The organism is Rhodococcus sp. NS-SX18, from assembly GCF_057367935.1.
Window position 1 is genome coordinate 130,461 of sequence record NZ_CM170633.1, and the last position, 26,921, is coordinate 157,381.

Genomic DNA, 26,921 nt, shown 5'->3' on the forward strand with positions numbered 1-26,921 from the left:
GGGGTGCCGTCCGCTTGCGGGACGATGAAGACATTTCTGCATTCGGTCTGGATCTACGACTTACAGATAGTGATGAAAAATGCCATTTACGCAGCTATCCCCGCGAAACCCCAGCTGAGCGTGTTTTCGGTCGCCGGGACGGTGTCGGAGGCCTCCGGTAGCGTGCCCACCCGTGGATCTCGAGACGAACGACGCGGGAGACGGGCAGATGATGGTGCCCGGGACCCCGGCGGTGCCCGCGGTGCCGGACCTCGCGCCCGGTGCGGCGGCGCGGATCGCCGAGTCCGTGGCCGCGGCCCGGGCCGCCGGCACCCGCCGCACCTACGCCTCCGCGTGGCGGGCCTTCACCACCTGGTGCGCCAATGAGGGGCACACCGCGGTGCCGGCGCATCCGGTCACCGTCGCCGCCTACCTGGTCGCCTGCGCCGACACCGTCACCGAGGCGGGACAGCGGGCCTACGCCCCGGCCACCCTCGCGCACCGCCTCGCCGCGATCGCCCACCACCACCGCACCGCCGGGCACCCCAGTCCCACCGGGGACGACCTGGTGAAAGCGACCATGTCCGGGATCCGCCGCGGCTACGCCACCGCGGGGGAGCGGCCCCGCAGCCCGCGGGCCCCGCTGCTCACCGCCGATGTCCTCGCCATCGTCGACAAGGCCCGCGCCGACTGCCAAGGCTGGGCGGACGAGGTGGTCGAACGCCGCGACACCGCAATCCTCCTATTGGGGTTCGCCGGGGCGTTTCGCCGCAGCGAACTCGTCGCCCTCACCTGCGGGGACGTCAGCCTGCACCGGCTCGACGGCCTGCACATCAAACTCCGCCGCTCGAAAACCGATCAGGAGGGCCGCGGCACCATCCGGGCCCTGCCCTTCACCCACAGCCACACCAGCTGCCCGCCCTGCGCGTGGATGCGGTGGGCCCAGATCGTCGCCGCCCACGACACCGCCGGGCGCCCCGGCGTGATCCGGCTGCTCCGGGGCGGCGAGCCGTTCGCGGCGCACGTGTGCCGCGGCCCCCGCCCCCGCACCATCTCCGGGGCGCCGTTGCTGCGCGCGATCCGCCGCAACGGCAACCTCTCCGCCACGGCACTCTCGGGGGCGGCGGTGCACGCAGCGATCCGCCGCCGCGCCGAGTCGGCCGGCTACGACCCCGACCTCGTGAAGCAGTTGGGTGGGCATTCGCTGCGGGCCGGGTTCGTCACCCAGGCCTTCCGCAACGGCGCGTCCGCGCACGCCATCATGCGCCAGACCGGGCACACCACCCCGGCCATGCTCGAGGTCTACGCCCGCGAACACGCCCCCCTCATCAATAACGCCGTGACGAACCTGGGATTGTAGGAATGGGCGCAGTCACGAAGCCACACAACGAATCTGGAGAACCAGGACCTGACCTGCAGGTCCCGGCGCGGTATCGGCACGACTGGGCGCTGTTCACTGACTGGTGCGCCGCCACCGACCAGCCCCCGCTGCCCGCCGACCCTGAGACGCTCGCCCTGTTCCTCCGCGAGCATCCCGCCGCGCCCGCCACCGAGCGGCGGCGCGTGTCGGCGATCAACACCGTCCACACCCACCACGACCATCCGGCGCCCGGCCGCAGCGAGACCGTCCGCCGCCGCCTCGATGCCGCCCGCGCCGCCCGGCTCGACCGCCTCGCCCCGCTCCTGCTGCACAAAGCCGCCGAGCTACCCACCACCGGCTGGCCGAGCGGGCTGTTCGGCCGCCGCGACGCACTCCTCCTGATTTTGGCCGCGACCGGGATGCCGTTCGCGCAGCTGGCCCGGCTGCGCCGCGGCGATGTCACCGTCGACACCGGCACCCTCGTCGCTACTACGGTGGGCGGTGAACGATTCTGCCTGCGACCGGAGCCCGGCACCGGTGAGAGTCCGGCGGTGGCGGTGTATCGCAGGTGGGCGGAGATTCTGGCGTTCCTGGACGCGTACCCGAACACCGACCTGCTCGCCCAACACCTCACCGACCCGCTCGCGGTCGCGGTCGACCAAGTTGTGCTCACCGACCGGCAGGCCCGGCAACCCCTGCTGACCCCGATCGACCGCTGGGGACACCTGCCACTGATGCCGCAACCGATGACGGCACAGTCCATCGCTTCGCTGGTCCGCGACCACCTGGCCGGCCGAGCCCCGGCCCGCACCCCGCTGCCCCTTCGCAAACAGAGGTACCGAGACGACGACCCGCACGTCCGGCTCGAGACCGCGGTCGATCTCGACCCGCATTATTACGAACGGGGTATTGCAGCACGCCGCCAGGCCCGCCACAGCCTCGACGGTCTCGCCGACGTCTTCGACGAAATCGAAGATCGCGCCGATGCCCTGCTCGAGGAGCTGCTCACCGTGCTTGATTCGCTGTGATCGTCCACTCTTCTGTCGGTATCGGCCGCGGACTCTAAGCCGAGACGGCCGCGGCGCAGTTCGGCGCGTGTGCTCGCACGAGCCAGGCGCATCTGAGGAGCCTCCTGCCCGGCCGTCTTGTCAGAGTGGGTCTGTATACAGTCCTGTTGGTCATTTTCAAGAAGGAACGGACGGTACGGCATGATCACAGGCGCAGTAAAAGGGCAGATCGACACGATCTGGAATGCCTTCTGGTCGGGCGGTATCGCCAACCCGCTGGAGGTGATGGAACAGCTCACCTACTTGCTCTTCATCAAACGGCTCGATGACCAGCACACCCTCGCCTTGAACAAGGCCAACCGCCTTGGCCGCCCTATCGAAGGCAATCCCTTCCCGATCGGCACCGACGACGAGGGCCGCGACTACGACGATCTGCGCTGGTCGAAGATCAAGAACATGCACCCCGACGAAGCGTTCGAGGTGGTCGGCCAGCGTGTCTTCCCGTTCATCCGCACCATGCGCTCAAACGACTCTACCTATGCGCACCATATGAAGGACGCGCGACTGTCTATCCCGAGCCCGGGTCTGCTGATGAAGGTCATCGATCTGCTCGACAAGGTGCCGATGGAAAATCTGGACACCAAGGGCGACGTGTATGAGTACATGCTCTCGAAGATTGCCTCTGCGGGTCAGAACGGCCAGTTCCGCACCCCTCGTCACATCATCCAGATGATGGTCGAAATGATGGCTCCTCAGCCCGGGGACCGGATCGTCGACCCGGCCTCCGGCACCTGTGGATTCTTGGTGGCGGCCAGCGAGTACGTGCGTACACACCATGCCGAGGAGATCAGCTCAGGCACTGGACGTGAGCAGTACCACCACGACATGTTTCACGGGTTCGACTTTGATAACACCATGCTGCGCATCGGATCGATGAACATGATGCTGCACGGCATCGAGAATCCCGATGTGCGCTACCGGGATTCACTCGCCGAGGCCAACACCGCCGATGCCGGTGCTTACTCGATGGTGCTGGCCAATCCGCCATTCGCCGGCAGCCTAGACTACGAGAATACCGCCAAGGACCTCCAGCAGATCGTCAAGACCAAGAAGACCGAGCTGCTGTTCATGGCGCTGTTCCTGCGGCTGCTTAAACCCGGCGGCCGAGCAGCGGTGATCGTGCCCGACGGCGTTCTCTTCGGCAGTTCCACAGCGCATAAGGCGCTCCGGAAGATGCTCGTGGAGGACCATAAACTCGATGCGGTCGTCAAGCTCCCTGCCGGTGCGTTCAGGCCGTACGCCGGCGTCTCCACGGCGATCCTTTTCTTTACCAAGACCGACTCCGGTGGCACCGACCATGTGTGGTTTTACGAGGTCACGGCCGACGGCTACTCACTCGACGACAAGCGCACACCGCTGTTGGACGAACAGAAGCTCGGTGTGCTCGCCGTCGGACTTACCGACGAGGAGCACGCAAAGAACAACCTGCCCGACGTCCTCTATAGGTGGAAGCAGCGGGACAGTAAGGAACTAGCTCGTCCCCGGACCGCGCAGAGCTTCTGCGTACAGAAGGACGATATTGCCGTTCAGGGATATGACCTGTCCTTGAACCGATACAAGGAGATCGTCCACGAGGAAATTGAACACCGGGCACCAGAGGAGATCCTCGACGTACTAGATCGGCTTGAGAAGGAGATCGTCGACGACCTGGCACAGCTGCGCGGAATGCTCACTGGTGGTGCGCAGTGACGAGATGGCCGGTCCTGGCACTCGGAAGGGTCGTCGAGGCACGATCAGGATTTGCATGTGGAGAGGTCGCGCCTGACGGTGTACCACAATTCCGAATGAACAACGTAACAAGGGATGGTCGCCTCGACTACACCAAGGTCCGCCGCGTTCCGCAGGACAAGGCGCGCCTCGATACGTTCCGCCTCCGTACAGGCGATGTTCTCTTTAACGCCACAAATAGTCCGGATCTGGTCGGCAAGACCGCCCTATTCGTCGAGCGGGATGAGCCGACCGTCTTCAGCAACCATTTCCTTCGCATCCGGACAAGCGAGGAATTGGACCCCGGCTACCTGACCCGCTGGCTCCAGAGGGAATTTGAGCGGAGAACGTTCCAGAGCATGTGCCGCCAGTGGGTGAACCAAGCAACTGTCGGCCGTGATGCTCTACTGGGTCTTAGCATCCCGCTTCCGCCCATGACAGAGCAGCGGCGGATCGCGGCGATCCTCGATCGTGCCGACGACGTCCGCACCAAGCGTCGCAAAGCCCTTGCCCAGCTCGATGACCTGAACCAGTCGATCTTCATCGACATGTTCGGTGATCCGGCGACAAACCCAAAGGGCTTACCGATCACAACAATCGGATCGATGTTGGAATCGGCCAACTACGGCACTAGCGAAAAGAGTGGGACGTCCGGTCAGTATCCCGTTCTTCGCATGAACAATATCACCTACCAAGGCCATCTGGACATTGCTGATCTGAAGTACATGGATCTTCCAGAAAACAAAGTCGATCGGTTCACCGTGCGAGACGGCGATGTTCTCTTCAATCGGACCAACAGTGCCGAACTCGTAGGAAAGACCGCTGTATTTCGCGGCGAGGTTCCTATGGCATACGCCGGCTATCTGATTCGGTTGCGGACCAACTCTACGAACTCACCGGAGTACCTCTCGGCTTTCTTGAACTCCGCCTACGGCAAGGCTGTTCTACGCGGTATGTGCAAGAGCATCATCGGCATGGCAAACATCAACGCTAAGGAAGTGCAAGGGATCAAGTTACCGCGGCCAACATTTGAGTTGCAGCAGACATTCGCAAACTATGTCGCGCAGATCGAGCGCATGAAGATCCCGCACCGTGATCACTTGACCGGACTCAACAGTCTTTTTGCTTCGCTGCAGTCACGTGCTTTCCTGGGGAAGTTGTGACCGGCTCGGGCCCGGTTTCCGCGATGCCGGTCTGGTACGGGTTCCTCACTCCGGTGCTGGAGGTACTCAGCGATGGTGCGGTCTGGCGGAAGCGGGATCTGCACGAAGCGGTCGCCAAGCACGTTGGGTTGACTGAGAACCAACGTGCCGAGCTCCTGCCTTCCGGGCAGCGGCGCGTCGACAATCGCATCGGCTGGGCCCTGAGCGGGCTCAATCGAGCGGGGCTGGTGTCCAAACCGGCGCGGGCGACGTTCACCATCACCACCGCCGGACGGGAGATCCGCGCTGCGCACCCCGGCGGCCTGGACGAGAAGATCCTCAAAAGCCTCCCCGCTTACCAGGACTACACCCCCATGAGGACTGCCGCAGTGGTAGGGGCAGCGACTGCCGAGGACGAGGAGACCACCGCCGACCCGTTCGAGCAGATCGAGTCCGGCGTGGCTCGCCTGCATGGTCATGTGGCAGCGGATCTTCTCAAGCGGTTGCGGGAGCTGCATCCGGATTTTCTGGAGCAGTCGGTGCTCGATGTGTTGGTAGCGATGGGGTACGGCGGGGCCGAGCAGCGGGCCACCCGCATCGGCGGCAGCGGTGACGGCGGGGTCGACGGCGTGATCGACCAAGATCCGCTCGGCCTCGAGCGGATCTATGTTCAGGCCAAGCGGTATGCGCAGGACAACACCGTCGGCCGCCCGGAGATTCAGGCCTTTGTCGGTGCCCTGCACGGTGTCGGCGCCGCTCGTGGCGTCTTCATCACCACCAGTCAGTTCACCCAGGGGGCGCGGGAGTACGCCGACAGCATCGCGACCCGGGTGATCCTGATCGACGGGACGCGGCTGGCATCACTGATGATCAAGTACGGCATCGGCGTGCAGAAGCGGGAAGTGTTCACCGTGGTCGAGGTCGACGAGGACTACTTCGAGTAGCTGACCACAGCTGAGTCGGTCTGGCTGGCGCCTAGCGTTGCAGGTCATGGCTCCGCGCTGCTCGGGTTGTGTCAAGATCACGGAATAGGGGAGTGAGGAAGTGGGGTGGGTATGTCGGGCAATTTCGGGTTCCTAGAGGCCGAGTGGCCGCAGCTGCATGCCGAGGCGCGCAAGGCGGAGCGCGATGCCTTGTTCGATCCGCGCACCACGTGCTTCTACGCCCGGCGCACCGTGGAGCTGACGGTCAAGTGGCTGTTCCAGGTCGAGGCCCTGCCCGAGCCGTACAAGGACGATCTGTCCGCCCGGATCCACGAGCCGGCGTTCGTGTCCCTGATCGGGCACGGGCTGCAGGCGAAGATGAACCTGATCCGCAAGCTCGGCAACACCGCGGTCCACGATCAGCGTCCCGTGCCCCCGGACGCGGGCCTGAAGGCATTGGCGGAGTTGTTTCACATCCTGTCCTGGCTGGCGCGCCGCTATGCGACGCAGTCGTCGAGCAAACCGGATCCGAAACTGCAGTTCAATCGCGAGTTGCTGCGCAAGCCGACCGGGCAGGCGGCGGTCGCCAAGACCATCGCCCAGCTCGGCAAGCTCGAACAGGACCTCAAAGCCAAGGACGAGCAGCTCGCGCAGGCCGAAGCGCAGAAGACACTGCTGCTCGAGCAGTTGCAGGCCCGCGACGCCGATCTGCAAGCCCGCGACGCCGAGAAGGCATCCACCGAGGAACTGATCGCGACTCTGCGCGCCCAGGTAGCCGCGGCGGAAAAGGCCGCCGCTGCGGCCCTGGACACCCACGACTACAACGAGGCCCAGACCCGATCGGACCTCATCGACCTGCTGCTGCGCGAAGCCGGGTGGACCCTCGACCAGGACCGGGACCGCGAGTACCCGGTCACCGGCATGCCCGGCGGGAAGAACGGCTTCGTCGACTACGTGCTGTGGGGCCGCGACGGCAAACCGCTGGCGGTCGTCGAGGCCAAACGCACCAGCCGGGACCCGGTAATCGCCCAGCAGCAGGCGAAACTGTACGCCGACTGCCTCGAACAGCAATGGGGCCAACGCCCGGCGATCTACTACACCAACGGCTACGAACACTACTTCTGGGACGACCTGCGCTACCCCCCGCGCCCGATCCAGGGCTTTCACACCCGCGACGAACTCGAACTGCTGATCCAGCGCCGCACCACCCGCAAGACGCTCGCCGAGTTCCCGGTGCCGACCCACATCGTGGAACGGCACTACCAGACGCGGGCGATCCGCCGCGTCGCCGAACGCTTCGAGACCGAGAACCAGCGCGAAGCCCTGCTGGTGATGGCCACCGGCGCCGGCAAGACCCGCACCGTGATCGCGCTGACCGACATCCTCACCCGCGCCAACTGGGTCAAACGGGTGCTGTTCCTGGCCGACCGGATCGCCCTGGTGAACCAGGCCGCGAACGCCTTCAAGACCTTCCTGCCGGACTCGTCCCCGGTGAACCTGCTGACCGAGAAGAACACCGACGGCCGGGTCTATCTGGCCACCTATCCGACCATGATGGGTCTGATCAACCAGGTCGACAACGAGCAGCGGCGGTTCGGGCCCGGATACTTCGACCTGATCGTCATCGACGAGGCCCACCGCTCGGTGTATCAGAAGTACCGGCACATCTTCGCGTACTTCGACTCCCTGCTCGTCGGCCTGACCGCCACCCCACGCGACGAGGTGGACCGCAACACCTACCAGCTGTTCAACCTCGAACACGGGGTTCCCACGGACCATTACGACCTGACCGAAGCGATCGCCGACGGGTTCCTGGTGCCGCCCCGCGCGGTGAAGGTGCCGCTGACCTTCCAGAGCCGCGGCATCCGCTACGACGACCTCACCGAGGACGAGCAGGCCGAATGGGAGTCCGCGGACTGGGGCGACGACGACCCCCCGGAGAAGGTCGAGGCCGAGGCGGTCAACAAGTGGCTGTTCAACATCGACACCGTCGACAAGGCCCTGCAGACGCTGATGACCCACGGCCACACGGTCGCCGGCGGGGACCGCCTCGGCAAGACCGTCATCTTCGCCAAGAACAACGCGCACGCCGAGTTCATCGCCGAACGGTTCAACAAGAACTACCCCGAGTACAAGGGCGCGTTCGCGCGGGTGATCACCCACGCCACCGAGCACAGCCAATCCCTGATCGACGACTTCTCCCAGCCGGAGAAGGCCCCGCACATCGCGATCTCGGTGGACATGCTCGACACCGGGATCGACATCCCGGAGATCGTGAACCTGATGTTCTTCAAACCGGTGCGGTCGAAGACGAAGTTCTGGCAGATGGTCGGCCGCGGCACCCGGCTGCGACCGAACCTGTACGGGCCCGGGCTGGACAAGAAGGACTTCTTCCTCTTCGACCTGTGCGGCAACCTCGACTTCTTCCAGGCCCACCCGGACGCATCCGAAGGATCGCTCACCCCCTCCTTGTCGCAGCGGATCTTCACCGCCCGCACCGAACTGCTCGCGCACCTGACCGCCAGCGACAACCAGCCCGAGCTGCGCAAGGCGGTCGCAGACGTGCTGCACGCCCAGGTACAGGGCATGCAACTCGACAATTTCCTCGTCCGCCCGAAGCAGCGCTACGTGGAGAAGTACGCGGACCGGGCGGCATGGGATGCGCTCACCCAAGACGATGTCGACGACATCGTAGAGAATCTGGCGCCGTTGCCGACCGCGGTGCGCGACGACGACGAGAACGCCAAACGGTTCGACCTGCTGCTGCTGCAGACCCAGCTCGCGGTCCTTGAGGACCTCGCGAAACTGCCACCGTTCCAGAGCCGGATCCGGGACATCGCCGACGGGCTGCTCGAGCAACTGTCCATCCCCGCGATCCGGGCGCAGGAAGAGCTGCTGCGGGAGATCGCCGACGAGGACTGGTGGATCGACGTCACCCTCCCCATGCTCGAGCAGGCTCGACGCCAGATCCGCAGCCTGGTCGGGCTACTGGAGAAGTCGAAGCGGCCGATCATCTACACCGACTTCACCGACACCCTCGGCGAGGTCGAAGAAGTGGATATGCCGCACCTGGTGACCGGCACCGACACCGACCGCTTCAACGCCAAAGTCCGCGACTACCTCTACCGGCAGCCCGACAACCTCGCCCTGCAGAAACTCCGCACCGGCAAACCCCTCACCGACGCCGACCTCGACTCCCTGCAGCAACTGCTCGAAACCAGCGGCGTCGGCACCGCGGAGGACGTACAGCGCGCCATCGACAACGCCCAGGGCCTCGGGCGGTTTATCCGCTCGCTCGTCGGCCTCGACCGGCAGGCCGCCACCGACGCCTTCGCCGACTTCCTGGGCGGCCGCACAGCCACCTCACAGCAGATCGACTTCGTCAACCTCATCATCAGCCACCTCACCCGGCACGGCGTGATGGATCCCGGTCTGCTGTACGAACCGCCCTTCACCAACAACGCCCCCATGGGCCTGGACCAAGTCTTCGAAGGCAATGACGCCGATCGAATTGTCACGGTCATACGGCAGATCAACGATTCGGCTCAGTCCGCATAAGTTCCTAGAAGTATGCGGGCATGCTATCTGTGTCTCTCATCCGATTCCCCGACGCAGTCGATACTACCCACCTACAATTAGAATCCCATCATGAACGGAACGCCTAGTATACTACTAGGCGCAGTATGGCACCGCGACAATCAGGAAGGCCTCGGTGTGAACGCAACGTATATCATTGAGGTGTTTCATTCGGACCGCGACGCTTGGGTTACCGAGCTTCGCCAAGCCGTAGCTAAAGAGATTCTAGAACTCGGGCTACACCGGACAGTAAGTGTGATAGTGACCGAGTCGGGCCCAGCTGCAGAAGGTCCAATTGTCGGCGCATACTTCGGCAGCCCGACTGCGGCCACCGACGCAGATCTCGGCGAACGGATTGCATCCGCCCTGGCTGCAGGAGTGGTCGTCATCCCAGTCGTGGAAGAGCTCGCGCAATTCGCCGTCAATGTTCATCAATTGCTGGCCTTTGCAAACGGGTTTGAGTGGCGCAATTCCAAGGATGCCCGAAGACTGGCTCGCATCCTTTTAGAAAATCTTGGAATTGAAGACCGAGATCGTCGAGTCTTCATCAGTCACAAACGTGAGGACGGGCTTGGTGCGGCCGAACAACTGCATGATCACCTCACTCACGCCGGATTCCGTCCCTTCATCGACCGATTTGCTATTCAGAGCGGTAAGGATGTCCAAGAAAGTATAGCCGACGCCCTGGAGGACTACGCCTTTCTGCTGCTGATAGAGACGCCTCTTGCCCACACATCGGAATGGGTGTTCGATGAGGTGGACTATGCCCTGAGCCATACGATGGGCATACTTATTCTTCGATGGCCCGGATCTCCGCCACCGGTGCCCGGCAGCCAAGGGATACCTCGCTTCCAGTTGCACAACGCTGATCTGATTGAGGACCGGCACCACTATGGCACCTTTACGCCGGAAGCTCTCGACAAAATCGTCGCCGCTATCGAGGAAGGTCATGCCCAAGGCCTAGTTAGACGGCGCCGAATGCTCATCCGTAGCATTGAAGAAGCTGCTAAAGCCTCCGGCAGTATATCTTGCCTTCCCTTGCCGGATTGGAGACTCTTGGTTGAGCACCCGGGGGCTTCGACGCTCGTGGGCATCACGCCCCGCCTGCCGAGCGCGACTGACCTACAGCAACTTGACCATGCTCGGGGTACGGTGAGCACCACCCCGAATGTTCTTTTGGTACACAGCGCCCGCGCTCTTCGACCAGCCCTACGTGAACACCTTGAGTGGGTAGCGGGGCCACGGGACCTTGCTTTGGCACCTGAGAATGCAATAGGAGGATGGTGGTAAAACGATGCCTTTGGTTTTCTCGCCGATGCAGCAAACACTTGATCGTTGCGAGTCCATCTTCGTTTCGGCCAGTATCCCCGATCCTCAACGATGGCGCGGCGAATTTGACGCTCTCGAAATTACCGATGCTGTCGTCGCACTGGCGCGAACCTTTTTGACTGCTGGTTTTCGACTCGTGACCGCCGCGCATCCCACCATCGCTCCGTTGCTTCTTTACGTTGCTGCAGAGTTCCCGTTTGAGACACGGGAGCGGGTTGCCGTCTACCAATCCGAACTGTTCGTCGACGTCCTGCCGCCTGCGACTCGGCGCTTCGAGGCCGAAGGCGTCGGCCACGTAATCTGGACAGCGGCGGCCAGCGGTGACCGTCCTGAGCCCGGTGCGTGGAACGACAGTCTTGAGATAATGCGTCACCGGATGCTCGTTGAGACAAATCCGATTGCTGCATGTTTCGTCGGGGGCATGGAAGGAATCCGAGACGAATACTCCCTATTCACGGATCATTTCCCAGAACGCCCGACCTACCCCGTCGGCCGACCTGGTGGCGAGGCTCGGGCGCTACTCACCTTCGACGATGACAGGCCATCGTGGCTAAAGACTCGATTGGCAACTGAGGATACGTACCCCGCCCTGTGGCGCGCAGTGATCGGTGATCTGGAAGAAAACAGATAACAGATACGTACTGGCGTCCTGTTATAACTATGAGGCAGGGACTCATCCACTGTGATTAAGCAGGCGACTATTGACAGTGGCCGCAGGCAGCTTCGTCTTTTCGATAAAAATTCCAATACAGGCTGTGCCGTTCTCTCATCTTGTGAGAATCGTGTGAATCCACGGACCGACAGAGATTACCACTCCACCAAGTATGAGTGGGACGTATACCGGCGCGATCGCCCATGACCAAATGTCACGGCGATCAGGCCAGTAGTTGTCTTTTCGGCCCTCGGTCGCTGCCAATGCTGGATTCATTGAGAAGTGAGGAACGTCCCCGCCCTCTGCGACCTCGTCGTAGAGCCTGCGGAAAGCGCGCTCCTGCTTCAGGTAGTTCGCGTCCAGAATTCCGAACACGAGGAGTGCGAACATACCCAACACCGCAACAAGTGGAGAACTCTCGGCCAGAGCGTACCCGTACGTCGCGGTCACGATCGGCAGTACCCACGTCTTCGCTGTCGCCGATGACTGAGACATCCGCGAAATGATCGACTGGATGAATGCAAGGTGCTGGCGTCGGTCATCCGCCGATGGTATTGGGGACGAGGTGCTCACTGTCCCTCGAACCGCGTCGGCGGCGCGGTCCAGTGAATCAGCGCTCTCGGCGGATCCATCCGGCCAGAGGTCCGGCATCCGGTCGCCTTCCCAACGCGGCACAAGATGTACATGCAAGTGCATCACCGTCTGGGTCGCCACCCGACCGTTCGACTGAATGACATTAAGCCCATCCGGCGCCAGGGCGGCTCGTATTGCGCGAGCTACCCGGACAGCTGCTTCCGAGACTGCCGCCGCTTCGGATTCCTGCAGGGCCCACAGGTCGGGGATGTGCCGCCGCGGAATGATGAGGGTATGTCCCCGCGTTGCCGGTTCGAGTGGAAAGAACGCAACCACCTGGTGGTCTCGATACACCTCGCGCACGTTAGGATCGCGCCCCTCCACGATGCGGCAGAAGGGACACGCGGGGTCAGTACCTGTCACGCCGTCCTCACGACACCGCGGTCCGACCAAGTCTCAAGGTTCTCCCGAAGCACGTTGTAGGTCGCTTGGGAATTGATCTTTCCGGCCCCGTCAATTCGAGTTGGGTCGAAAATCGGGACAGAGGTGCTGATCCCGGCCTCCTTGAATGGATCCGCTCCGGCGCGGTCCACGGACCCCATCGACGAGAGCCCATGGATCCGAACACCGAGAAGCGGCTTACGGTCTCGCCATGCCTTGGTTATTTCGTACTGCACCCAAGGTCGAGTAGCGGTCTGCTGGCCGACGAGCACGATCACCGCTCTCTTGTACTTCATCTTCTCGTCGATCCACGCCTCGACCGCAGCGCGCCCTCGCCCCTTCACCTGCTCCCACTCTTGTGCATTCAACAGCGGCTGTCCTTCCAGCGCGTTGACGTTGCGCACCAACTGCACGCGATGCACGTCGCGGGTGTAGTGGAAGCTATAAAAGACAGTCTTAGCCATGAGTCTCCACCGTGCCGGCGGCAGAGCTCATCTCTGCCAGTTGAGAAGAGAATAGCCGGATGCACCGACACCGAGTCCGGTCATGGAGCGGGGGATCAGCTCAAGGTCCGCCGCTCGTCGTTCATTGCTGGTTCAGTTCTGACCCGGCAGTGCGGGAACTCGACAGCGCGGGGAGGTGCTTGTACCGCACGGCCGGAACAGGGCAGGGGCTAATGAGGAGCCAGAGTTTGAGTATGGGGTACTGCGCGAGTTCGACATCCTACTCAAGAACGGGCACACCTAACTCCCCGTTTGAGCGACAGAGTGGGCTGCAGCCGAGCTCTACAAGAAAGCGCTAGATTGATTCGATGAGTCCCCACCAGGAGCGTCCAAAGACAAGATCGAAAAGTTAGGATATGCTGACGCTACGGATGCTGAATTGCTGAAAGAAATCATTGAAGCGCAAGTCCTGACTGCACGCTCCGCCTTCTTCTGTCTCACTGGTTAGTGCGAGTATCCACGCCTCGTTATCGAAAACCGTACGACCACCATCCTTTGTTCAAGAAAGGTCGCCATGCCGCATCGGACGTTCTTTAGCTTTCATTACGAGCTCGACGTTCAACGATCCTCGGTCGTTCGAAAAAGTTCGCAATTCAAGGAAGGAATTACGGCGGAATGGATTGATGCCTCACTGTGGGAAGAAACGAAGAAAGATGATTTCGCTATCCGTCGCCTCATCGCCAAGGCGCTTGAGCGGACAACCGTCACGGCTGTGTTGATCGGAAGCCGGACGGCAAACCGCCATTGGGTTCAACATGAGATAAGGGAAAGCCTTGCACGGCGCAATGGGCTTTTTGGAATATACACCCATAACATTCCGGGTTTTGATGGCAAGACTGCCATCAAGGGAGCAAACCCGCTTCCATCTTGGGCTCAAACATATGACTGGGTTTTAGACGACGGTTATCAAAATCTAGGAAAATGGGTAGACTCGGCATACGCATCTCGATCATAGAGCGCTAATGTTGCGAATGAGGCAGAGGAATAGAGGTGACCGCAGATGGCGTTGTACACGCAAAGCGAAGTTCGCGCAGTAGCGAATCGGCGCATCGCAGCAAGCCGATATACTGATGCTGGTGAACTGCTGACCAGATCTATGGTACCTAGTCCGGGTCAACGGTTCGATGTATTTCTTAGCCATAGTTTTCAGGATGCGCAGTTAATACTTGGCGTTGTGGAGATACTTCATTCGGTCGGTGTGTCCGTTTACGTTGACTGGGTGGTTGATCCAGGACTGCACCGATCGAATGTCAACCGGGCCACTGCAGAACGCCTACGAGTCCGGATGAAATCATGTAACTCATTGATTTTCGCAAGCTCGACTACATCTTCCACGTCGAAGTGGATGCCTTGGGAGTTGGGATTCTTTGACGGTCTCCGCGGTGAGCGGATAGCGATCATGCCGCTTGAGGGTTCTTCTGGAACTAGTCGTGGCCAAGAATACCTGGAACTTTATCCTCAAATCGAGAAAGTGGCTCTCACTGACGGGAGGAAAGTTCCCGCCGCTGTGCGTATAAACGGTCGACGGGAGTACATTCTCCTCGGAGACCTCGCTAGAAATCCTGTTCGGTACAGGTCTTTTAGTTAGACAGCGATGGGGAAACAACTGCGTTTCGGCTGGCCCTCCGCGCATCCAAAATGCAGCACTACCGCATGATTGATGGATAATCGTGCTTATCCATCAAATGCTGGGGCCTTGTAGGTGACACCTGACCCTCGGACCTGAGTTGCACCAGGTAAGTCGGTTTCCGGGGTAGTCGCGGACATTTGTGCAGGTAGCGGCGGTGCGTTGCCGGAAAGTGGCACACTAACGGCTCGGTAGACTCCGCCCCGTGGCCGCCTACATCCGCAAAGTCCGCACCGCCTCGGGAGCAACCGCGGTGCAGATCGCGGCCAAGCAGGGCCGCCGCGACAAGGTCCTCGAGCACCTCGGATCGGCCCACACCGACAGCGAACTCGCCGCCCTGCTCGAAACCGCTCGAACCAAGCTGCTCGCCGGCCAGCAAGAGCTCGACCTCGACCTGGGCACCACCAGCTCTGCACCGACGATCACCGGGAAACGCTCCCGCTGGCTGATCGAGGTCATCGCTGCGGCCTGGCGACGTCTCGGCTTCGATGTGCGCGACAACGACGCGTTCTTCCAGCTCGTGGCAGCCCGCCTCGTCGAGCCGACGTCGGTTGCGGATGCGGGCAGAGTGCTGCGGGAGATCGGGATCGCCCCGGCCCACCGCAACACCTTCGTGCGGACCCTGCAGCGATGCACTGGCCACGGGTACCGCGACGACATCGCACGACGCTGCTTCGAGCATGCCGCCACCGCGGGGGATCTGAACCTGCTGCTCTACGACGTCACGACCTTGTATTTCGAAGCGGAGAAGGAAGACGAGCTCCGTAAGGTCGGCTACTCCAAGGAGCGGCGGGTCGACCCGCAGATCGTCGTCGGGCTGCTCGTCGATCGCACCGGATTCCCGTTGGAGATCGGATGTTTCGAAGGAAACCACGCCGAGACCCGCACCATCGTGCCCATCGTGCGCCAGTTCCAGGCCCGCCACAATATCGAGGGGGTGGAGATGGTCATCGCCGCCGACGCCGGGATGTTGTCGGCGACGAATCTCAAGGATCTCGATGCCGCCGGGCTGAAGTTCATCGTCGGTTCGCGGGTGACGAAGGCCCCGGCGGATCTGGCCAGTCATTTCCACTGGAACGGGGACGTGTTCACCGACGGGCAAATCATCGACACCGTCACCCCACGGCACGCCAAGAGCACGGTCAACGACCTCACCCGTCGCAGCGAGCCGGTGTGGGCGCCGGCCGACACGACGGCGTGGCGGGCGATCTGGGCGTACTCGACCAAGCGTGCCCTGCGGGACAACCAGACGCTGAACGCGCAGGAAGCCCGGGCCCGGGAGGTCGTCGACGGCACCCGTGCTGCTAGAACACCGCGGTTCGTCAAGAGCACCGCGAAGGGCAAATCCCTCGATACCGATGCTCTGGCCCGGGCGCGTTCCCTGATCGGTCTGAAAGGCTACGTGACGAACCTGCCTGTCTCGCTGATGAATCCACAGGAAGTCATGGCGAAGTATCACGATCTGTGGCATGTCGAGCAGTCGTTTCGGATGTCGAAGACCGACCTGCGGGCCCGCCCGATCTTCAGTCACACCCGCGATTCCATCGAGGCGCACCTGACCACCGTGTTCGCCGCGTTGGCGATCTCACGCTATCTGCAGGACGCGACCGGGATGTCGATCCGGAAGATCGTGCGGACCCTGCGTCCCTTGCAGGAAGTCACAATCACGATCGCCGGCCACGAGCACACCGCCTTCGATCCGCTCACCGACGACGCCGTGCACATCCTCGATTCCCTCGGCATCGCGAATCCCCGGTCAGGGTTGGCACACTAATCTGGTGCAACTCGGGTGACCCTCGGCGCCGACTCGTCGTCGAACTCAAACCAATGAGAGCAGGTAGGTGAGGGCCGCGACGGCCGGAGTAGCACTCACTGCGACGAAACACTTCGTCGCCAGGGGGCGGGGGTCTTGCGGATCGGCGCGGTAGCGTCGGCGTCGCTGAGCCAGTCCTGTACAGGTGGCACCGATGGCGATGCAGCTCAGGGCAGTGGCGGCCAGCATGGGCAGTGATGGTCGATCCGTCCAACTTTGCCAGCAGACTACGGTCACACATGCGGCGGTGAGTACCGTACGTCGCCACGCGAGGGCTGTGTGTCACGCCATGACTGTCTCGCCGAGGGCGTCGTAGGCTGCACGCAGGTACTGCTCGCTACGGGCCGATCCGATGATGCCTGGCCCCATCTTGTTCATCACGTAGGTGAACGTCATCCGGCGGTCGAGGTCCATCACTGTCATCGATCCACCCCATCCACCCCAGAAGCAGATCCGGCCCTCCGGGATGCTCGGCGTGGTGTCGGGGCGCGGCAGCGCGTATCCGATGCCCCGCCGGAACGGCACACCGAGGACAAGGTCGACGTCGTTGTTCTGCTCTTCGAAAATCCTGTCGATCGAGGTGCTGTGGAGGAGGCGGATGCCGTTGCTCTCACCGCCCAGCGTGATCGGCGAGAGGATCCGAGCGAGCGAGCGTGCGTTGCCGTGACCATTGAGGGCTCCCATGTCGGCGTGCCGCCATCCGGAAGTATTGGCCGCGTTCGCGTCGGCTACCGGTCCCGTCATCGTCTTCACCATGACGCTGTCGGGATCGAGTGCGGCGAGATCGATGTCGAAGGGGGGCGGTGCGACGATCTCGGCGAGACGGCCCCAATCGTTCTCGCGGGCGCCGATCTGGAAGTCGGCAGCGAGCGGACCGGCGATATGTGTGGTGACGAACTCCTTGAACGGGCGGCCGGTGATGCGGCGGACGATTTCTCCGATGAGGTGGCCCTGGTTGTTGGCGTGGTAGCCGGCGGCCGAACCCGCCGGCCACCATGGTGCCTGCTGCGCGAGCAGGGTCGTCGACTTGTCCCAGTCGTACATGTCCTCGAGGACGAAAGGCTGCTCCCAGCCCGACACCCCGGAGGTGTGCGAGAGAATGTGCCGTACCTCGATGTCGCTCTTGCCGTTGACGGCGAACTCGGGCCAGTAGCGCGCGACGGGTGCGTCGAGGTTCAGCTCGCCGGCGTCGACGAGCATCAGTGCCGCCAATGCCAGTACCGACTTCGTGCTCGACCACACGTTGACGATGGTGTCCTCGGTCCACGGCGTGGACCGGGCCTGGTCGCGGAAACCTCCCCAGATGTCGACGCGCGTCTCTCCGTCGATGTCGACGACGAGGGAGGCACCGAGCTCTTCCCCGGACGAGACGTTCTGCTCGAAAATGTGGCGCACGGCGGCGAATCGGTCGTCGCAGAATCCGCCGATGGTCGGTTCATCCATAGTGGTGTCCTCGAGATCTGGGTGGGTGGGGGCGCCGGATCCCGTCGGGTCGACGGGATCCGGCGTGTCGTGGCCGGAGCGCTCAGCGGAAGGTGAGGCCGTCGAAGCTGTCCGCCGCAAGCCAGTGGTCCATCATGCGGAAGAACGCTGCCGAGCCTGCCGGATAGCCGACGTTGAGCCGATCCTTCAGTTCGGCGGGTTTGCCTTCGTTGTTGTAGTAGCCCGGAGTGCATTCGGGATTACCGAGGGGCCGGCCGTGGTCGAGGAGAAGCTGCACCCACGCCTGCTCGGCTTCCTTCGTCGTCTCGACGCTGGATGTGCCGGTGGTCAGCACGTGATCGACTATCGCGGCGACGACGCGGGCGGCTTCGACGAAGTTGTGGGGAATGTTGGATCCGAGGGCTGCGCCCTGCATCAACTGGAGCACGAACAGGTTGGGGAATCCGTAGGTGTGCATGCCGTGGAGGGTTCGTGTGCCCTCCGCCCAATGCTCCGAGAGTTTGACCCCGTCGCGTCCCGTTGTGTCGAATCCGGCACGGTCGGTGTAGTCGGTGCCGAGGAATTCGAACCCGGAGGCGTAGACGATGCAGTCCACCTCGTACTCGACGCCGGCAACGACCACGCCGTTCTCGGTGATGCGCTCCACCCCTTTGCCGCCGGTGTCGACGAGGTGTGTGTTGGGCCGATTGAACGCCGGCAGGTAGTCGTCGTGGAAGCACGGGCGCTTGCACATCTGACGGAACCAGGCCTTGAGCTGTGCGGCAGTGGCGGGATCGGTGACGAACTCGTCGACGCGGGCGCGGATGCGCTCCATCTGCTCGTCGTCGGCCTCCTCGAGGGCCCGTTGCACATTTTCCGGCGAGTACTGCTCGATCGGCACGGATCCGACGGCTGCACGCATCCTCTGGCCGAGCGCGGTCCACCCGTCCTGGACGAGATCCTCGTGTTCGATCGCCAACTCGCTCGGGTCGGTGAGCACGCCGTCCCAGATGGCGGTGAAACTGTCCAGCCATCGCTTCTGCCAACCGGGTGTCGCGATCTGCTCGAACCACTTCTCGTCGATCGGGTGGTTTCCCCGCTCATCGACCGCCGACGGCGTGCGTTGGACGACGTACAGCTCCCCGCAGTACTTCGCCAATTCAGGCACGCATTGCACCGCGGTCGCGCCGGTTCCGATCACCGCAACACGCTTGTCCGCCAGCTTGTCCATCGGCGCGCCCAGCACGTCGCCGCCGGTGTAGTCGTAGTCCCACCGACTGGTGTGGAACGACTTGCCGCGGAACGATTCGATCCCGGGGATGCCCGGCAACTGCGCCACGTGCAGCGGGCCGGTGCCCATACCCACGAATTGGGCCGTGAAGTGGTCACCCCGGTTCGTCGAGATCCGCCAGCGCTGGTCGCGCTCCTGCCAGACCAGGTCGGTGACCTCGGTGTGGAACAGCGCGTCGTCGTACAAACCGAAGTGTTTGCCGATTCGTTGGCAGTGTTCGAGGATCTCCGGGCCGTGCGCATACTTCTCGGTGGGCATGTAGCCGGTTTCCTCGAGCAGCGGCATGTACACCATGGCCGCGGTGTCACACATCGCGCCGGGGTACCTGTTCCAGTACCAGACGCCACCGAAGTCGCCGGCCTTGTCGATGATGCGAACGCTCTCGACTCCGGATTCTCGAAGGCGTGCGGCGGTGACCAGGCCGGAGAAGCCGCCGCCGATGAATGCGAACGTCACATGGTCGAGCTTGGGTTCGCGGGGCGTGACCGGCATGTACGGGTCGTGCGACCCGCCGTCCACGCGATCGAGGCGAATGTACTGGTCGTTTCCGTCCGGTCGGATCCGCTTGTCGCGCTCTTCCGCATACTTCCTCCGGAGCGCTTCACGGTCGATGCTCGTCGTCATCACGGGACCTTTCACAGTCGTGGTTCCTCGTCACCGGGCTCATCACGCGCAGCGCTGCGCTGTCACGTCTTTCGGCGACCGAGATCAGGGAGTCGCGGTTTCTGCGGCGCCGCTTCTTCCGGGCGAAGGCGGTGTAAGTAAGTATTTACTTTAATACCGGGTGTGTCAAGGGTCACAGGGAAAGGCGCTGGAGGTCACCTCTCGGTGTGCTCCCGCCTCGGCGCGCCGGGGACCGGCCGCGGCGTCGCCTCTCGACGCCGGTCCGTACGACACGAGCCGCCGGCGGGCCCTTCCCTCCGAGCGGGGCACCGCCAGCCCCCGGAGGGTGTTCCGGGCCGTGCGTGCCATCGCTTCCGGGCCCGGGGGTGCGTCTCGGTTCCGCTAGTCTTGGGCTATGGAGTACTTGCTTACTACCGTTGTCGCGTCGCGATGAGTGAAGCTCGCCGGCCCGCAGCGGCGCCGGCGTCCGCGGGGACGCAAACGCGATTGACCGCGGACGAACGCCGGGTGCAGATCATCGAGGCGGCTCGTCAGGTCTTTCAGCGCACCGGCCTCGCCGGTGCCCGGACCCGGGACATCGCCGCGGCAGCCGGGGTGAACGAGTCGCTGTTGTACCGCCACTTCAGGTCGAAGGAGGAACTGTTCGAGGCTGCGGTCGCAGCGCCCCTCGAAGAGGCGGTGGCCAAGCTGGTCGAGCTGTCCGGAACGCCGCCGGCCGATTTCGACAGTACCGGCGACCTCATGCACGAGCGAACGTACCGCTTCGTGCGCGACCTGCTGTCCGCCATGGACGAGATCGGTCCGCTGTTGGGGATCGTACTGTTCGGGCAGGCCGACCGGGCCGCCGAGTACTTCCGCAAGCGCATCGAACCATCGTTGGAACAAATCCGAAAGGTGGTCGACGCCAACATGGTTGCGTGGTCGCATCGGGAGTTCGATTCCGACCTGACGGTGCGCCTCACGCTGGGAATGACCTGGTTTCTCTCGATCTCGGACAAGCTGAGCGGCCGGCAGCGTGACCTGTCTGCAACGGCGGACAGCATCACGAAAATGATCTTGCAGGGACTGGGTTCCCCGCAGGGGAGCGGACCCGCAAAGCCCCCGCGTGCTCGCACATCGGCGCCTCGGAAGCGACCGTCGGGCCGCTGACCGTCTGCCGCCCTGTGTATCGGGCGCGTGCGCGCTCGAGTCGGCAACCTACGAGCGCCCCTCGCATCCCGTAATCGGCACGGCGGCGAGCGGAACGGACGATCTCACACGCGACGACTTCGCGACGGTGGTCGAAGTCCTCACCGGCACACCCCTGGCTCTGCGTCACAGTTGAACCGGCGATGACCACGGGGCATGCCGTCGGTGGCCGGTGTTCTGGGTATGGAGCACGTTAGGCTCCTGCGCTGTCACGAAACACCGTTCCGGCGCGATCCGACGTGAGACATGCAGGGGCACCCCGATATACGCACAAAGTTGGGAAAGTGCGAACGGTTGAGATTACGTAATATGTTGATCTACAGTAGTTTTCGTGCTCCATAAGTCCGAGCTCTCATGGGAACGAGAGGCAGGACGAGCGCACGCGCACGGCCTGGTCGGCGGTGGCGGCGCGGTGAAGGCGTTGTCGGGGGGGCGGCCATAGCGTGACTGCTGCGCTTGTCGTGCGTACCGGAGGGGATTGTCCGCGGCCGACAGCACCGACGTACCGGATGTCACCACGTGGGACGGGATGATTCACTGACTCGTCGAGTCGTTCACCGGCCAGCCGGTGGGGCTGGTCATCGACCTCGGACCGTTCAGAGCCCGGGTATCCGGGGCAACTCCGGTAGGGGGAGCGGCGGCGGAGGCGGGGGAAGTGCCGGCAGCTGGAACTGTGGCAGACCGGGTACGAGCGGGGCTGGTTCCGGCGGGGGTGCAGGAGCCGATGCGTCGGCAGGCGCGCTGTTCTGCGTCTGCGGGGTGAAGGGTGCCTGAGTCGCGCTCTGGGTTTGCGGCTGGTCCGCGGTACGACCCTGGCCGGGGGCCGGGGGCTGCGTGCCGGCCACCGGTGGGGTGCTTTCCGGAGGCGGAGCTACCGCCGGGATCTTCGTGGGCTGTGGCAACACTGCTTGCCGCGCCGGTGCCTGCGTGTTCTCTTGCGTGACGGTGGGGTGTGCGTCGGAACCCTGCAGCAACGCGGCGCCGAGGCCGATCGCAGCGACGGCGGTGACGACACTGCCGGCGAGAAGAAGGCCCCGACGCTTCCGCGACGGTGGGGTGGTGTCGACGGTGTGCCGGGTGTCGATGGTGTCGCTCGTCTCGTGTGGCGCGGGTACCTCGGTCGGGAACACGGCCGCGCCGGTTGCCGGGCGGGCCAGCAGCGCCGCACCCTCCGCCGCGACGAGCTCGGGCTGTGCGGGCACGATCACCGGAAGCTCGAGCCACGACTCCATCACGGAGGTGACCAGCGGAATGTTCGCGCCGCCCCCGATGAGAACCGCGGCGTCGGGGGTGCGTCCCGAGCGGCGGATGACCTCACGGGTGAGGCGGGCCGACGCCTTCACAGGGCTGTCGATGAGCGAATCGAAGTTGTCCTGGGAGAGCAGCAGCAGGCCACCGTCGCCCGGCATGCACACCGCGCCCTTGGTGGACAGCTGCTCCTTCGCGTCGCGGCACCTGGCGGCGAGGGCGAGCTGTGCTGCGGTGTCGTCGGGCTGGGTGAAGCGGTGCAGTGCGAGGTGGTGGTCGTAGATCAGCCGGTCGACGAGGTCGCCGCTGATCTGGTCCGAGCGTGCGGTGCTCAGCACGATCCCGGTGGTGCGGTCGACGACGGTGACGGTGAGGCCGGAACTGCCGAGGTCGTAGAACACGAGCGTCTCGTGGTCGCCGAGCTCCCCGGACGTCTCCAGCATCTCGAGCGCGGCCGTCACTTCGGGCACCAGGTGGAAGTTGCCGATCTCCAGTCGGGTCATCGCGGCCTGGACGGCACCGGCCTGTGCCTGGTTCCGGTACGCGACGCCGATGGCGTCTACCTCGTCGATCTCGTCGGTTTCGGTGAGCACCGTTTCGAGGGATTCGGCGGTCGGGTCCCCCGGCCGTTCGAGCGTCGCGGTCACCGACCGTGACCGGAAGACCGGACCGTGGGGGCTCTCGGCGTCGCGGCATGCGAAGCGCACAGCGCTGGCCCCGACCGACACACCGAGAACTGACGTCATGACGCCGACTATAACGGTTCGGTCACGGGTCGTGCGAGGTGCCGACTCGGCCGGATCAGCCCGCGACGTCGTGCAGATGGTGCTCGACGTCGTGCAGCAGGTATCGACACAACTGAGCAATGGTGAACCTGCGGCCGTCGCTGCGCAGGCCGTCGCGCTCCCAGTCCTCGACGCCCTCGACGATCTTCACGGTCTCGTCGGTGCGTGCCGCGATCTGCCGGGCGACCTCGGCGGGATCTGCTGCCCAGAACCGCCGACGGATCGCCTCGGCCTCGCCGTCGTAATCGGCGAACACCGGGGTGTCTTCGGTGATCATCGCCCGCCCCCGCTGCCCGAGGACGGCGATGAGGTCACGCGAGTGGCAGGCGTACTCGAGCGTCGACCACACCGTCGGAGCGGGACGCTCGGCGACGTCCGGCCGTCGCAGCACGGCCTGCCAGCGGTGCACGCCCGCTCGCAATCGTGCACCGGTCGTGGCCGGATCGTGCGGCGCGTACCCGCACTCGGGGCACCCTCCGTCGAGCACGAAGGTCCAGTCGCGAGTGTCGGGCGTAGCGGGTTCGGGCGCGATGTCCATGGCACCCATGGTGCCGCCGTACGGGCTCCTCCGGATCCGGATCGATCGGGTCGCCTCGGTATCGCTGTAGCGGCCTTACCGGGCGACCTCGCGGCGGTCGTCGGCGAGCCGTCGCGTGCGGCCCGCCCGGTCGAGTTGGTCGAGCAGCGGGAGCACCACCCGGCGAGTCGTCTGCAGCCGCTCGCGCGCGGCACTGGTCGTGAACGGCTGTTCGAGCTCCCGGAGCCGTGCGACGGCTGCGTCGCCGGCGTCGGGGAGCAGGACGATCCCCGGGGCGACCCGCCACAGCTGCCCGCTGCGATGCGCTGCTCCCAGAGCGCGGTCGTCGAGGCCGAGTTCGCGAAGCCGATCGGCGGTCGGGGCGACGAACGGAGCGGCCAGCAGGTCGCGGCGCACCACGTCGACGGCCTTCCGGACATCGCTCGGCAGCACGTCGGCTCCGGGTCCGACGACCCGGCCTCCGACGACCCGCAGCGGCGGGCGCACCAGCGCTCGGACCAGGTCGGGGGCAGGGAGTCGCAGCTGCGAGGCCAGAACGGTCAACGGGACGGCCGGATCCAGCGGGTGTGCGCGGGCATGCTCCTCGACGAGTGCGGGCAGCCGGTCGGCGACCGCTTTCGCGAAGGCGGGTGCGACGAGCCACGGCCCGACCACCAGGTGGTCGCCCTCCTGGCGAGGAATGCCCAGCTGACGTAGCCGATCCTGGTGCAGGAGTCCGCGGCGGCCGAGCTCGTCGGCCAGGTGTGGAGTGCCGTCGGCGCCCGCGAGTCGGCGGGCGCGGCGTGCCGCGGCACCGCGGCGCCGCAGGCGGGGCGGGTCCGGATCGAGTACGTCGGCCCGCCAGATCATCCGGCGGCCCGGGTCGCGCAGCAGGGCACGGTCACCGATTCGGAGTGGCAACGGCCGGTCGAGGGTGAGTCTGACGAGATCGTCTCCGAGTGGGCGGCAGCGGACACCGACGTCCGCGGCCCCGACGTGCAGCACGGGGCTGACAGGGGGCCGGTCCGAGCCCGTGATGCGCACGTCCACGACGGAAGTGTGATGCCACGCGCCGGGGGTCACGAGCACACGGCCGCGGGCCAGGTCGTCGATTCGGCCGGTGACATTGAGAGCGACCCTGGCCACGCCGCTCACCGCCTCCCGGTCGCGCCCGAGTGCCTGAACCCCGCGCACCCGCAGCGGTGTGTCGCCGAGAGCGAGGGTGTCGCCGACCCGGACCGTCCCGGCGGGAAGCGTTCCGGTGACGACGGTCCCGGCTCCGCGCACGGTGAACCGGCGGTCCACCCAGAGCCGGACATCGGCGTCCGGGTCCGGGTCCGGCAGGGCGGCGACCGTCGTCGCCAGAGCGGCGCGGAGGTCGTCGAGGCCCTCTCCGGTGTGGCCGCTCACGGCGACGACGGGAGCTCCCACCAGACCGGTGCGAGCGACCTCCGCGGCGGCCCGCGCGGCGGCGGGACCCGGATCGGCGAGGTCGGCGCGGGTCACCGCGACGACCGCGTGCCGCACACCCAGGGCGTCGAGCGCGGCGAGGTGCTCGGCTGCCTGGGGCATCCACGGGTCGTCGGCGGCCACCACGAACAGGGCGGCCGGGACCGGGCCCACCCCGGCGAGCATGGTGGTCAGGAACCGCTCGTGTCCGGGGACGTCGACGAAGGCGACCTCTCCCACCCCCGGCCAGGAGGTCCAGCAGTAGCCCAGCTCGATGGTCAGCCCCCGCCGCTGTTCCTCGGCCAGCCGATCGGGGTCGGCCCCGGTCAGCGCTTTCACCAGCGTGGACTTGCCGTGGTCGACGTGCCCCGCGGTCGCGACGACGTGCATCAACGCTCCTCGAGCTCGGCGGCGCGTCGTACGGCATCGACCAGGTGGTCGTCCTCCTCGGGAGCGACCGTCAGCAGGTCGAGCAGCAGCCGGCCACGCTCGAGGCGGCCGACGACGGGGGGCTCGCCCCGGCGCAGCGGACCGGAGAGGCGCTCGGGCAGCGCGATCGCGATGCTGGGCAGGACCACGTCCGGGGCTCCGCCGCCGCCCACCACGCCTTCGGAATCGACCACCTCCGGCTCCGTTTCGGCCGGGAGCGCCGCGCAGATCGTCCGGGCCCGGTGCCGAAGGTCGTCCGGCCGGCGGGCCAGCGCAGCCGGTACGGGAGGCGTCGGTCCGGTCAGCGTGGCCTCGAGCGCCGCCAGGGTGAGCTTGTCGACGCGCAGCGCACGGGCGAACGGGTCGCGTCGCAGCCGCTCCACCAGTCCGGCCTCGCCGAGCAGCAGCCCGGACTGCGGGCCCCCCAGCAGCTTGTCGCCCGAGGCGGTCACGAGGTCGGCTCCGGCGCGCAGCACGCTGGTGGCGTCGGGCTCGTTCGGCAGGCGCGGATGAGGGGCCAGCAGTCCCGACCCGATGTCGGCCACGACGGGAACGCCCAGTCCCGTCAGCTCCCGGACCGACACCGACGACGTGAAGCCGCTGACCGTGAAGTTGGAGGGATGCACCTTGAGAACGAAGGCGGTGTCGGAGTCGACCGCCGCGGCATAGTCGCTCAGGCGCACCCGGTTGGTCGTACCGACCTCCCGCAACCTGGCGCCCACCGACTCCAGCAACTCCGGGATCCGGAAGCCGTCGCCGATCTCGACCAGCTCGCCCCGCGCGATCACGACCGAGCGGCCGCCGCGGGCGAGCACCCGGGTGACCAGTGCGAGGGCGGCGGCGCCGTTGTTGACCACGTGGACGGCGCCGGCGTCGGGCACCTGCGCGGCGAGTGCCTCGAGAGCGCCGCGCCCGCGCCGGCCGCGCCTGCCGGTGGCCAGATCGAGCTCGACGTCGGTCGCGCCGGCCGCCGTGCTCACGGCGTCCACCGCGGCGCGAGAAAGCGGGGCGCGTCCGAGGTTGGTGTGCACCACCACGCCGGTCGCGTTGACCACGCGGCGCAGGGTGGTCGCGCCGGCCGGCAGCAAGGCGACCGCGTGGTCGACGACGGCGGCCGGCTCGATCTCGCCGTCGCGGCACCGCTGCTGGGCCGCGACCACCGCTTCCTTGACCAGACGGGTACCGAGCCGGTCGACGGCCGCACGCAGGCGCGGCTCCGCCAGGACCTGGTCGGTGCGGGGGATTCCCCGCCTCGGATCCGGCACGCGCCTCCTCA

The 26,921-nt window shown here is 65.0% G+C and carries 19 protein-coding genes and 1 pseudogene; 11 read left to right on the forward strand and 9 right to left on the reverse strand.

Annotation, left to right across the window (positions count from 1 at the left end):
• The first annotated feature begins 172 nt into the window (after window positions 1-172).
• The 8 genes from AC2IPW_RS00590 to AC2IPW_RS00625 all read left to right on the forward strand — a co-directional run bounded on the left by AC2IPW_RS00590 (window position 173) and on the right by AC2IPW_RS00625 (window position 11,714).
• Window positions 173-1,339 (forward strand): integrase, encoded by a 1,167-nt coding sequence (locus AC2IPW_RS00590; protein ID WP_486376026.1) that lies wholly within the window; start codon window positions 173-175, stop codon window positions 1,337-1,339.
• A 2-nt stretch (window positions 1,340-1,341) separates the two neighbouring features.
• Window positions 1,342-2,367 carry a hypothetical protein gene (locus tag AC2IPW_RS00595; protein ID WP_486376027.1) on the forward strand — a complete coding sequence of 342 codons (1,026 nt, stop codon included), beginning with the start codon at window positions 1,342-1,344 and terminating at the stop codon, window positions 2,365-2,367.
• A 180-nt stretch (window positions 2,368-2,547) separates the two neighbouring features.
• Window positions 2,548-4,095, forward strand: a complete 1,548-nt coding sequence (locus AC2IPW_RS00600; RefSeq protein WP_486376028.1) for a type I restriction-modification system subunit M — start codon at window positions 2,548-2,550, stop codon at window positions 4,093-4,095.
• A gap of 95 nt (window positions 4,096-4,190) precedes the next feature.
• Window positions 4,191-5,276 carry a restriction endonuclease subunit S gene (locus AC2IPW_RS00605; protein ID WP_486376029.1) on the forward strand — a complete coding sequence of 362 codons (1,086 nt, stop codon included), beginning with the start codon at window positions 4,191-4,193 and terminating at the stop codon, window positions 5,274-5,276.
• Window positions 5,273-6,199, forward strand: a complete 927-nt coding sequence (locus tag AC2IPW_RS00610; protein WP_486376030.1) for a restriction endonuclease — start codon at window positions 5,273-5,275, stop codon at window positions 6,197-6,199. The genes AC2IPW_RS00605 and AC2IPW_RS00610 overlap by 4 nt, the downstream gene beginning before the upstream one ends.
• Window positions 6,200-6,310: 111 nt before the next feature.
• A complete protein-coding gene (locus AC2IPW_RS00615; RefSeq protein WP_486376031.1) occupies window positions 6,311-9,736 on the forward strand; it encodes a DEAD/DEAH box helicase family protein in 3,426 nt (1,141 codons plus the stop codon).
• A gap of 156 nt (window positions 9,737-9,892) precedes the next feature.
• Window positions 9,893-11,044, forward strand: coding sequence for a toll/interleukin-1 receptor domain-containing protein (locus tag AC2IPW_RS00620; protein ID WP_486376032.1), 1,152 nt, complete (start codon window positions 9,893-9,895; stop codon window positions 11,042-11,044).
• Window positions 11,045-11,048: 4 nt separating this feature from the next.
• Entirely contained in the window at window positions 11,049-11,714 is a 666-nt protein-coding gene (locus AC2IPW_RS00625) for an SLOG domain-containing protein (RefSeq protein ID WP_486376033.1), read from the forward strand.
• A 135-nt stretch (window positions 11,715-11,849) separates the two neighbouring features.
• Here AC2IPW_RS00625 and AC2IPW_RS00630 read toward each other — a convergent pair whose 3' ends face one another.
• Window positions 11,850-12,731: an HIT family protein gene (locus AC2IPW_RS00630; protein ID WP_486376034.1), complete on the reverse strand. Its 882-nt coding sequence runs from the start codon at window positions 12,729-12,731 to the stop codon at window positions 11,850-11,852.
• Window positions 12,728-13,213, reverse strand: a complete 486-nt coding sequence (locus tag AC2IPW_RS00635) for a TIR domain-containing protein (protein WP_486376035.1) — start codon at window positions 13,211-13,213, stop codon at window positions 12,728-12,730. The genes AC2IPW_RS00630 and AC2IPW_RS00635 overlap by 4 nt, the downstream gene beginning before the upstream one ends.
• 553 nt (window positions 13,214-13,766) lie before the next feature.
• On the opposite strand from AC2IPW_RS00635, the gene AC2IPW_RS00640 reads away from it, so the two are divergent.
• On the forward strand, window positions 13,767-14,207 hold the full coding sequence (locus AC2IPW_RS00640; RefSeq protein ID WP_486376036.1) for a TIR domain-containing protein: 441 nt from the start codon (window positions 13,767-13,769) through the stop codon (window positions 14,205-14,207).
• An 877-nt stretch (window positions 14,208-15,084) separates the two neighbouring features.
• Entirely contained in the window at window positions 15,085-16,653 is a 1,569-nt protein-coding gene (locus tag AC2IPW_RS00645; protein WP_450121930.1) for an IS1634 family transposase, read from the forward strand.
• A 45-nt stretch (window positions 16,654-16,698) separates the two neighbouring features.
• Here the strand turns inward: AC2IPW_RS00645 and AC2IPW_RS00650 are convergent.
• The 3 genes and pseudogenes from AC2IPW_RS00650 to AC2IPW_RS00660 all read right to left on the reverse strand — a co-directional run.
• Window positions 16,699-16,959, reverse strand: a pseudogene (locus AC2IPW_RS00650) (hypothetical protein); the annotation flags it as partial.
• A gap of 15 nt (window positions 16,960-16,974) precedes the next feature.
• On the reverse strand, window positions 16,975-18,135 hold the full coding sequence (locus AC2IPW_RS00655; protein ID WP_486376037.1) for a serine hydrolase domain-containing protein: 1,161 nt from the start codon (window positions 18,133-18,135) through the stop codon (window positions 16,975-16,977).
• A gap of 82 nt (window positions 18,136-18,217) precedes the next feature.
• A complete protein-coding gene (locus tag AC2IPW_RS00660) occupies window positions 18,218-20,029 on the reverse strand; it encodes a flavin-containing monooxygenase (protein ID WP_486376038.1) in 1,812 nt (603 codons plus the stop codon).
• A gap of 507 nt (window positions 20,030-20,536) precedes the next feature.
• On the opposite strand from AC2IPW_RS00660, the gene AC2IPW_RS00665 reads away from it, so the two are divergent.
• On the forward strand, window positions 20,537-21,178 hold the full coding sequence (locus AC2IPW_RS00665; protein ID WP_486376039.1) for a TetR/AcrR family transcriptional regulator: 642 nt from the start codon (window positions 20,537-20,539) through the stop codon (window positions 21,176-21,178).
• A gap of 635 nt (window positions 21,179-21,813) precedes the next feature.
• Here AC2IPW_RS00665 and AC2IPW_RS00670 read toward each other — a convergent pair.
• The 4 genes from AC2IPW_RS00670 to selA form a co-directional block, all read right to left on the reverse strand.
• Window positions 21,814-23,211, reverse strand: coding sequence for a DUF7159 family protein (locus tag AC2IPW_RS00670; protein WP_486376040.1), 1,398 nt, complete (start codon window positions 23,209-23,211; stop codon window positions 21,814-21,816).
• Between the two features lie 55 nt (window positions 23,212-23,266).
• The gene (locus tag AC2IPW_RS00675; RefSeq protein WP_486376041.1) at window positions 23,267-23,788 is read right to left on the reverse strand and encodes a DinB family protein; all 522 of its coding nucleotides are present in this window, start codon (window positions 23,786-23,788) and stop codon (window positions 23,267-23,269) included.
• A 75-nt stretch (window positions 23,789-23,863) separates the two neighbouring features.
• The gene (selB, locus tag AC2IPW_RS00680) at window positions 23,864-25,606 is read right to left on the reverse strand and encodes a selenocysteine-specific translation elongation factor (protein WP_486376042.1); all 1,743 of its coding nucleotides are present in this window, start codon (window positions 25,604-25,606) and stop codon (window positions 23,864-23,866) included.
• Window positions 25,606-26,910, reverse strand: a complete 1,305-nt coding sequence (gene selA / locus AC2IPW_RS00685; RefSeq protein ID WP_486376043.1) for an L-seryl-tRNA(Sec) selenium transferase — start codon at window positions 26,908-26,910, stop codon at window positions 25,606-25,608. Before selA ends, selB begins: the two co-directional genes overlap by 1 nt.
• Between the last annotated feature and the right edge of the window lie 11 nt (window positions 26,911-26,921).

Excerpts from the sequence above, each read along its gene's own strand:
- AC2IPW_RS00595 (WP_486376027.1), top strand. The coding sequence starts at position 1,342 with ATGGGCGCAGTCACGAAGCCACACAACGAATCTGGAGAACCAGGACCT.
- AC2IPW_RS00600 (WP_486376028.1), top strand. The coding sequence starts at position 2,548 with ATGATCACAGGCGCAGTAAAAGGGCAGATCGACACGATCTGGAATGCC.
- AC2IPW_RS00605 (WP_486376029.1), top strand. The coding sequence starts at position 4,191 with ATGAACAACGTAACAAGGGATGGTCGCCTCGACTACACCAAGGTCCGC.
- AC2IPW_RS00615 (WP_486376031.1), top strand. The coding sequence starts at position 6,311 with ATGTCGGGCAATTTCGGGTTCCTAGAGGCCGAGTGGCCGCAGCTGCAT.
- AC2IPW_RS00625 (WP_486376033.1), top strand. The coding sequence starts at position 11,049 with ATGCCTTTGGTTTTCTCGCCGATGCAGCAAACACTTGATCGTTGCGAG.
- AC2IPW_RS00635 (WP_486376035.1), bottom strand. The coding sequence starts at position 13,213 with ATGGCTAAGACTGTCTTTTATAGCTTCCACTACACCCGCGACGTGCAT.
- AC2IPW_RS00640 (WP_486376036.1), top strand. The coding sequence starts at position 13,767 with ATGCCGCATCGGACGTTCTTTAGCTTTCATTACGAGCTCGACGTTCAA.
- AC2IPW_RS00655 (WP_486376037.1), bottom strand. The coding sequence starts at position 18,135 with ATGGATGAACCGACCATCGGCGGATTCTGCGACGACCGATTCGCCGCC.
- AC2IPW_RS00660 (WP_486376038.1), bottom strand. The coding sequence starts at position 20,029 with ATGACGACGAGCATCGACCGTGAAGCGCTCCGGAGGAAGTATGCGGAA.
- AC2IPW_RS00670 (WP_486376040.1), bottom strand. The coding sequence starts at position 23,211 with ATGACGTCAGTTCTCGGTGTGTCGGTCGGGGCCAGCGCTGTGCGCTTC.
- AC2IPW_RS00675 (WP_486376041.1), bottom strand. The coding sequence starts at position 23,788 with ATGGACATCGCGCCCGAACCCGCTACGCCCGACACTCGCGACTGGACC.
- selB (WP_486376042.1), bottom strand. The coding sequence starts at position 25,606 with ATGCACGTCGTCGCGACCGCGGGGCACGTCGACCACGGCAAGTCCACG.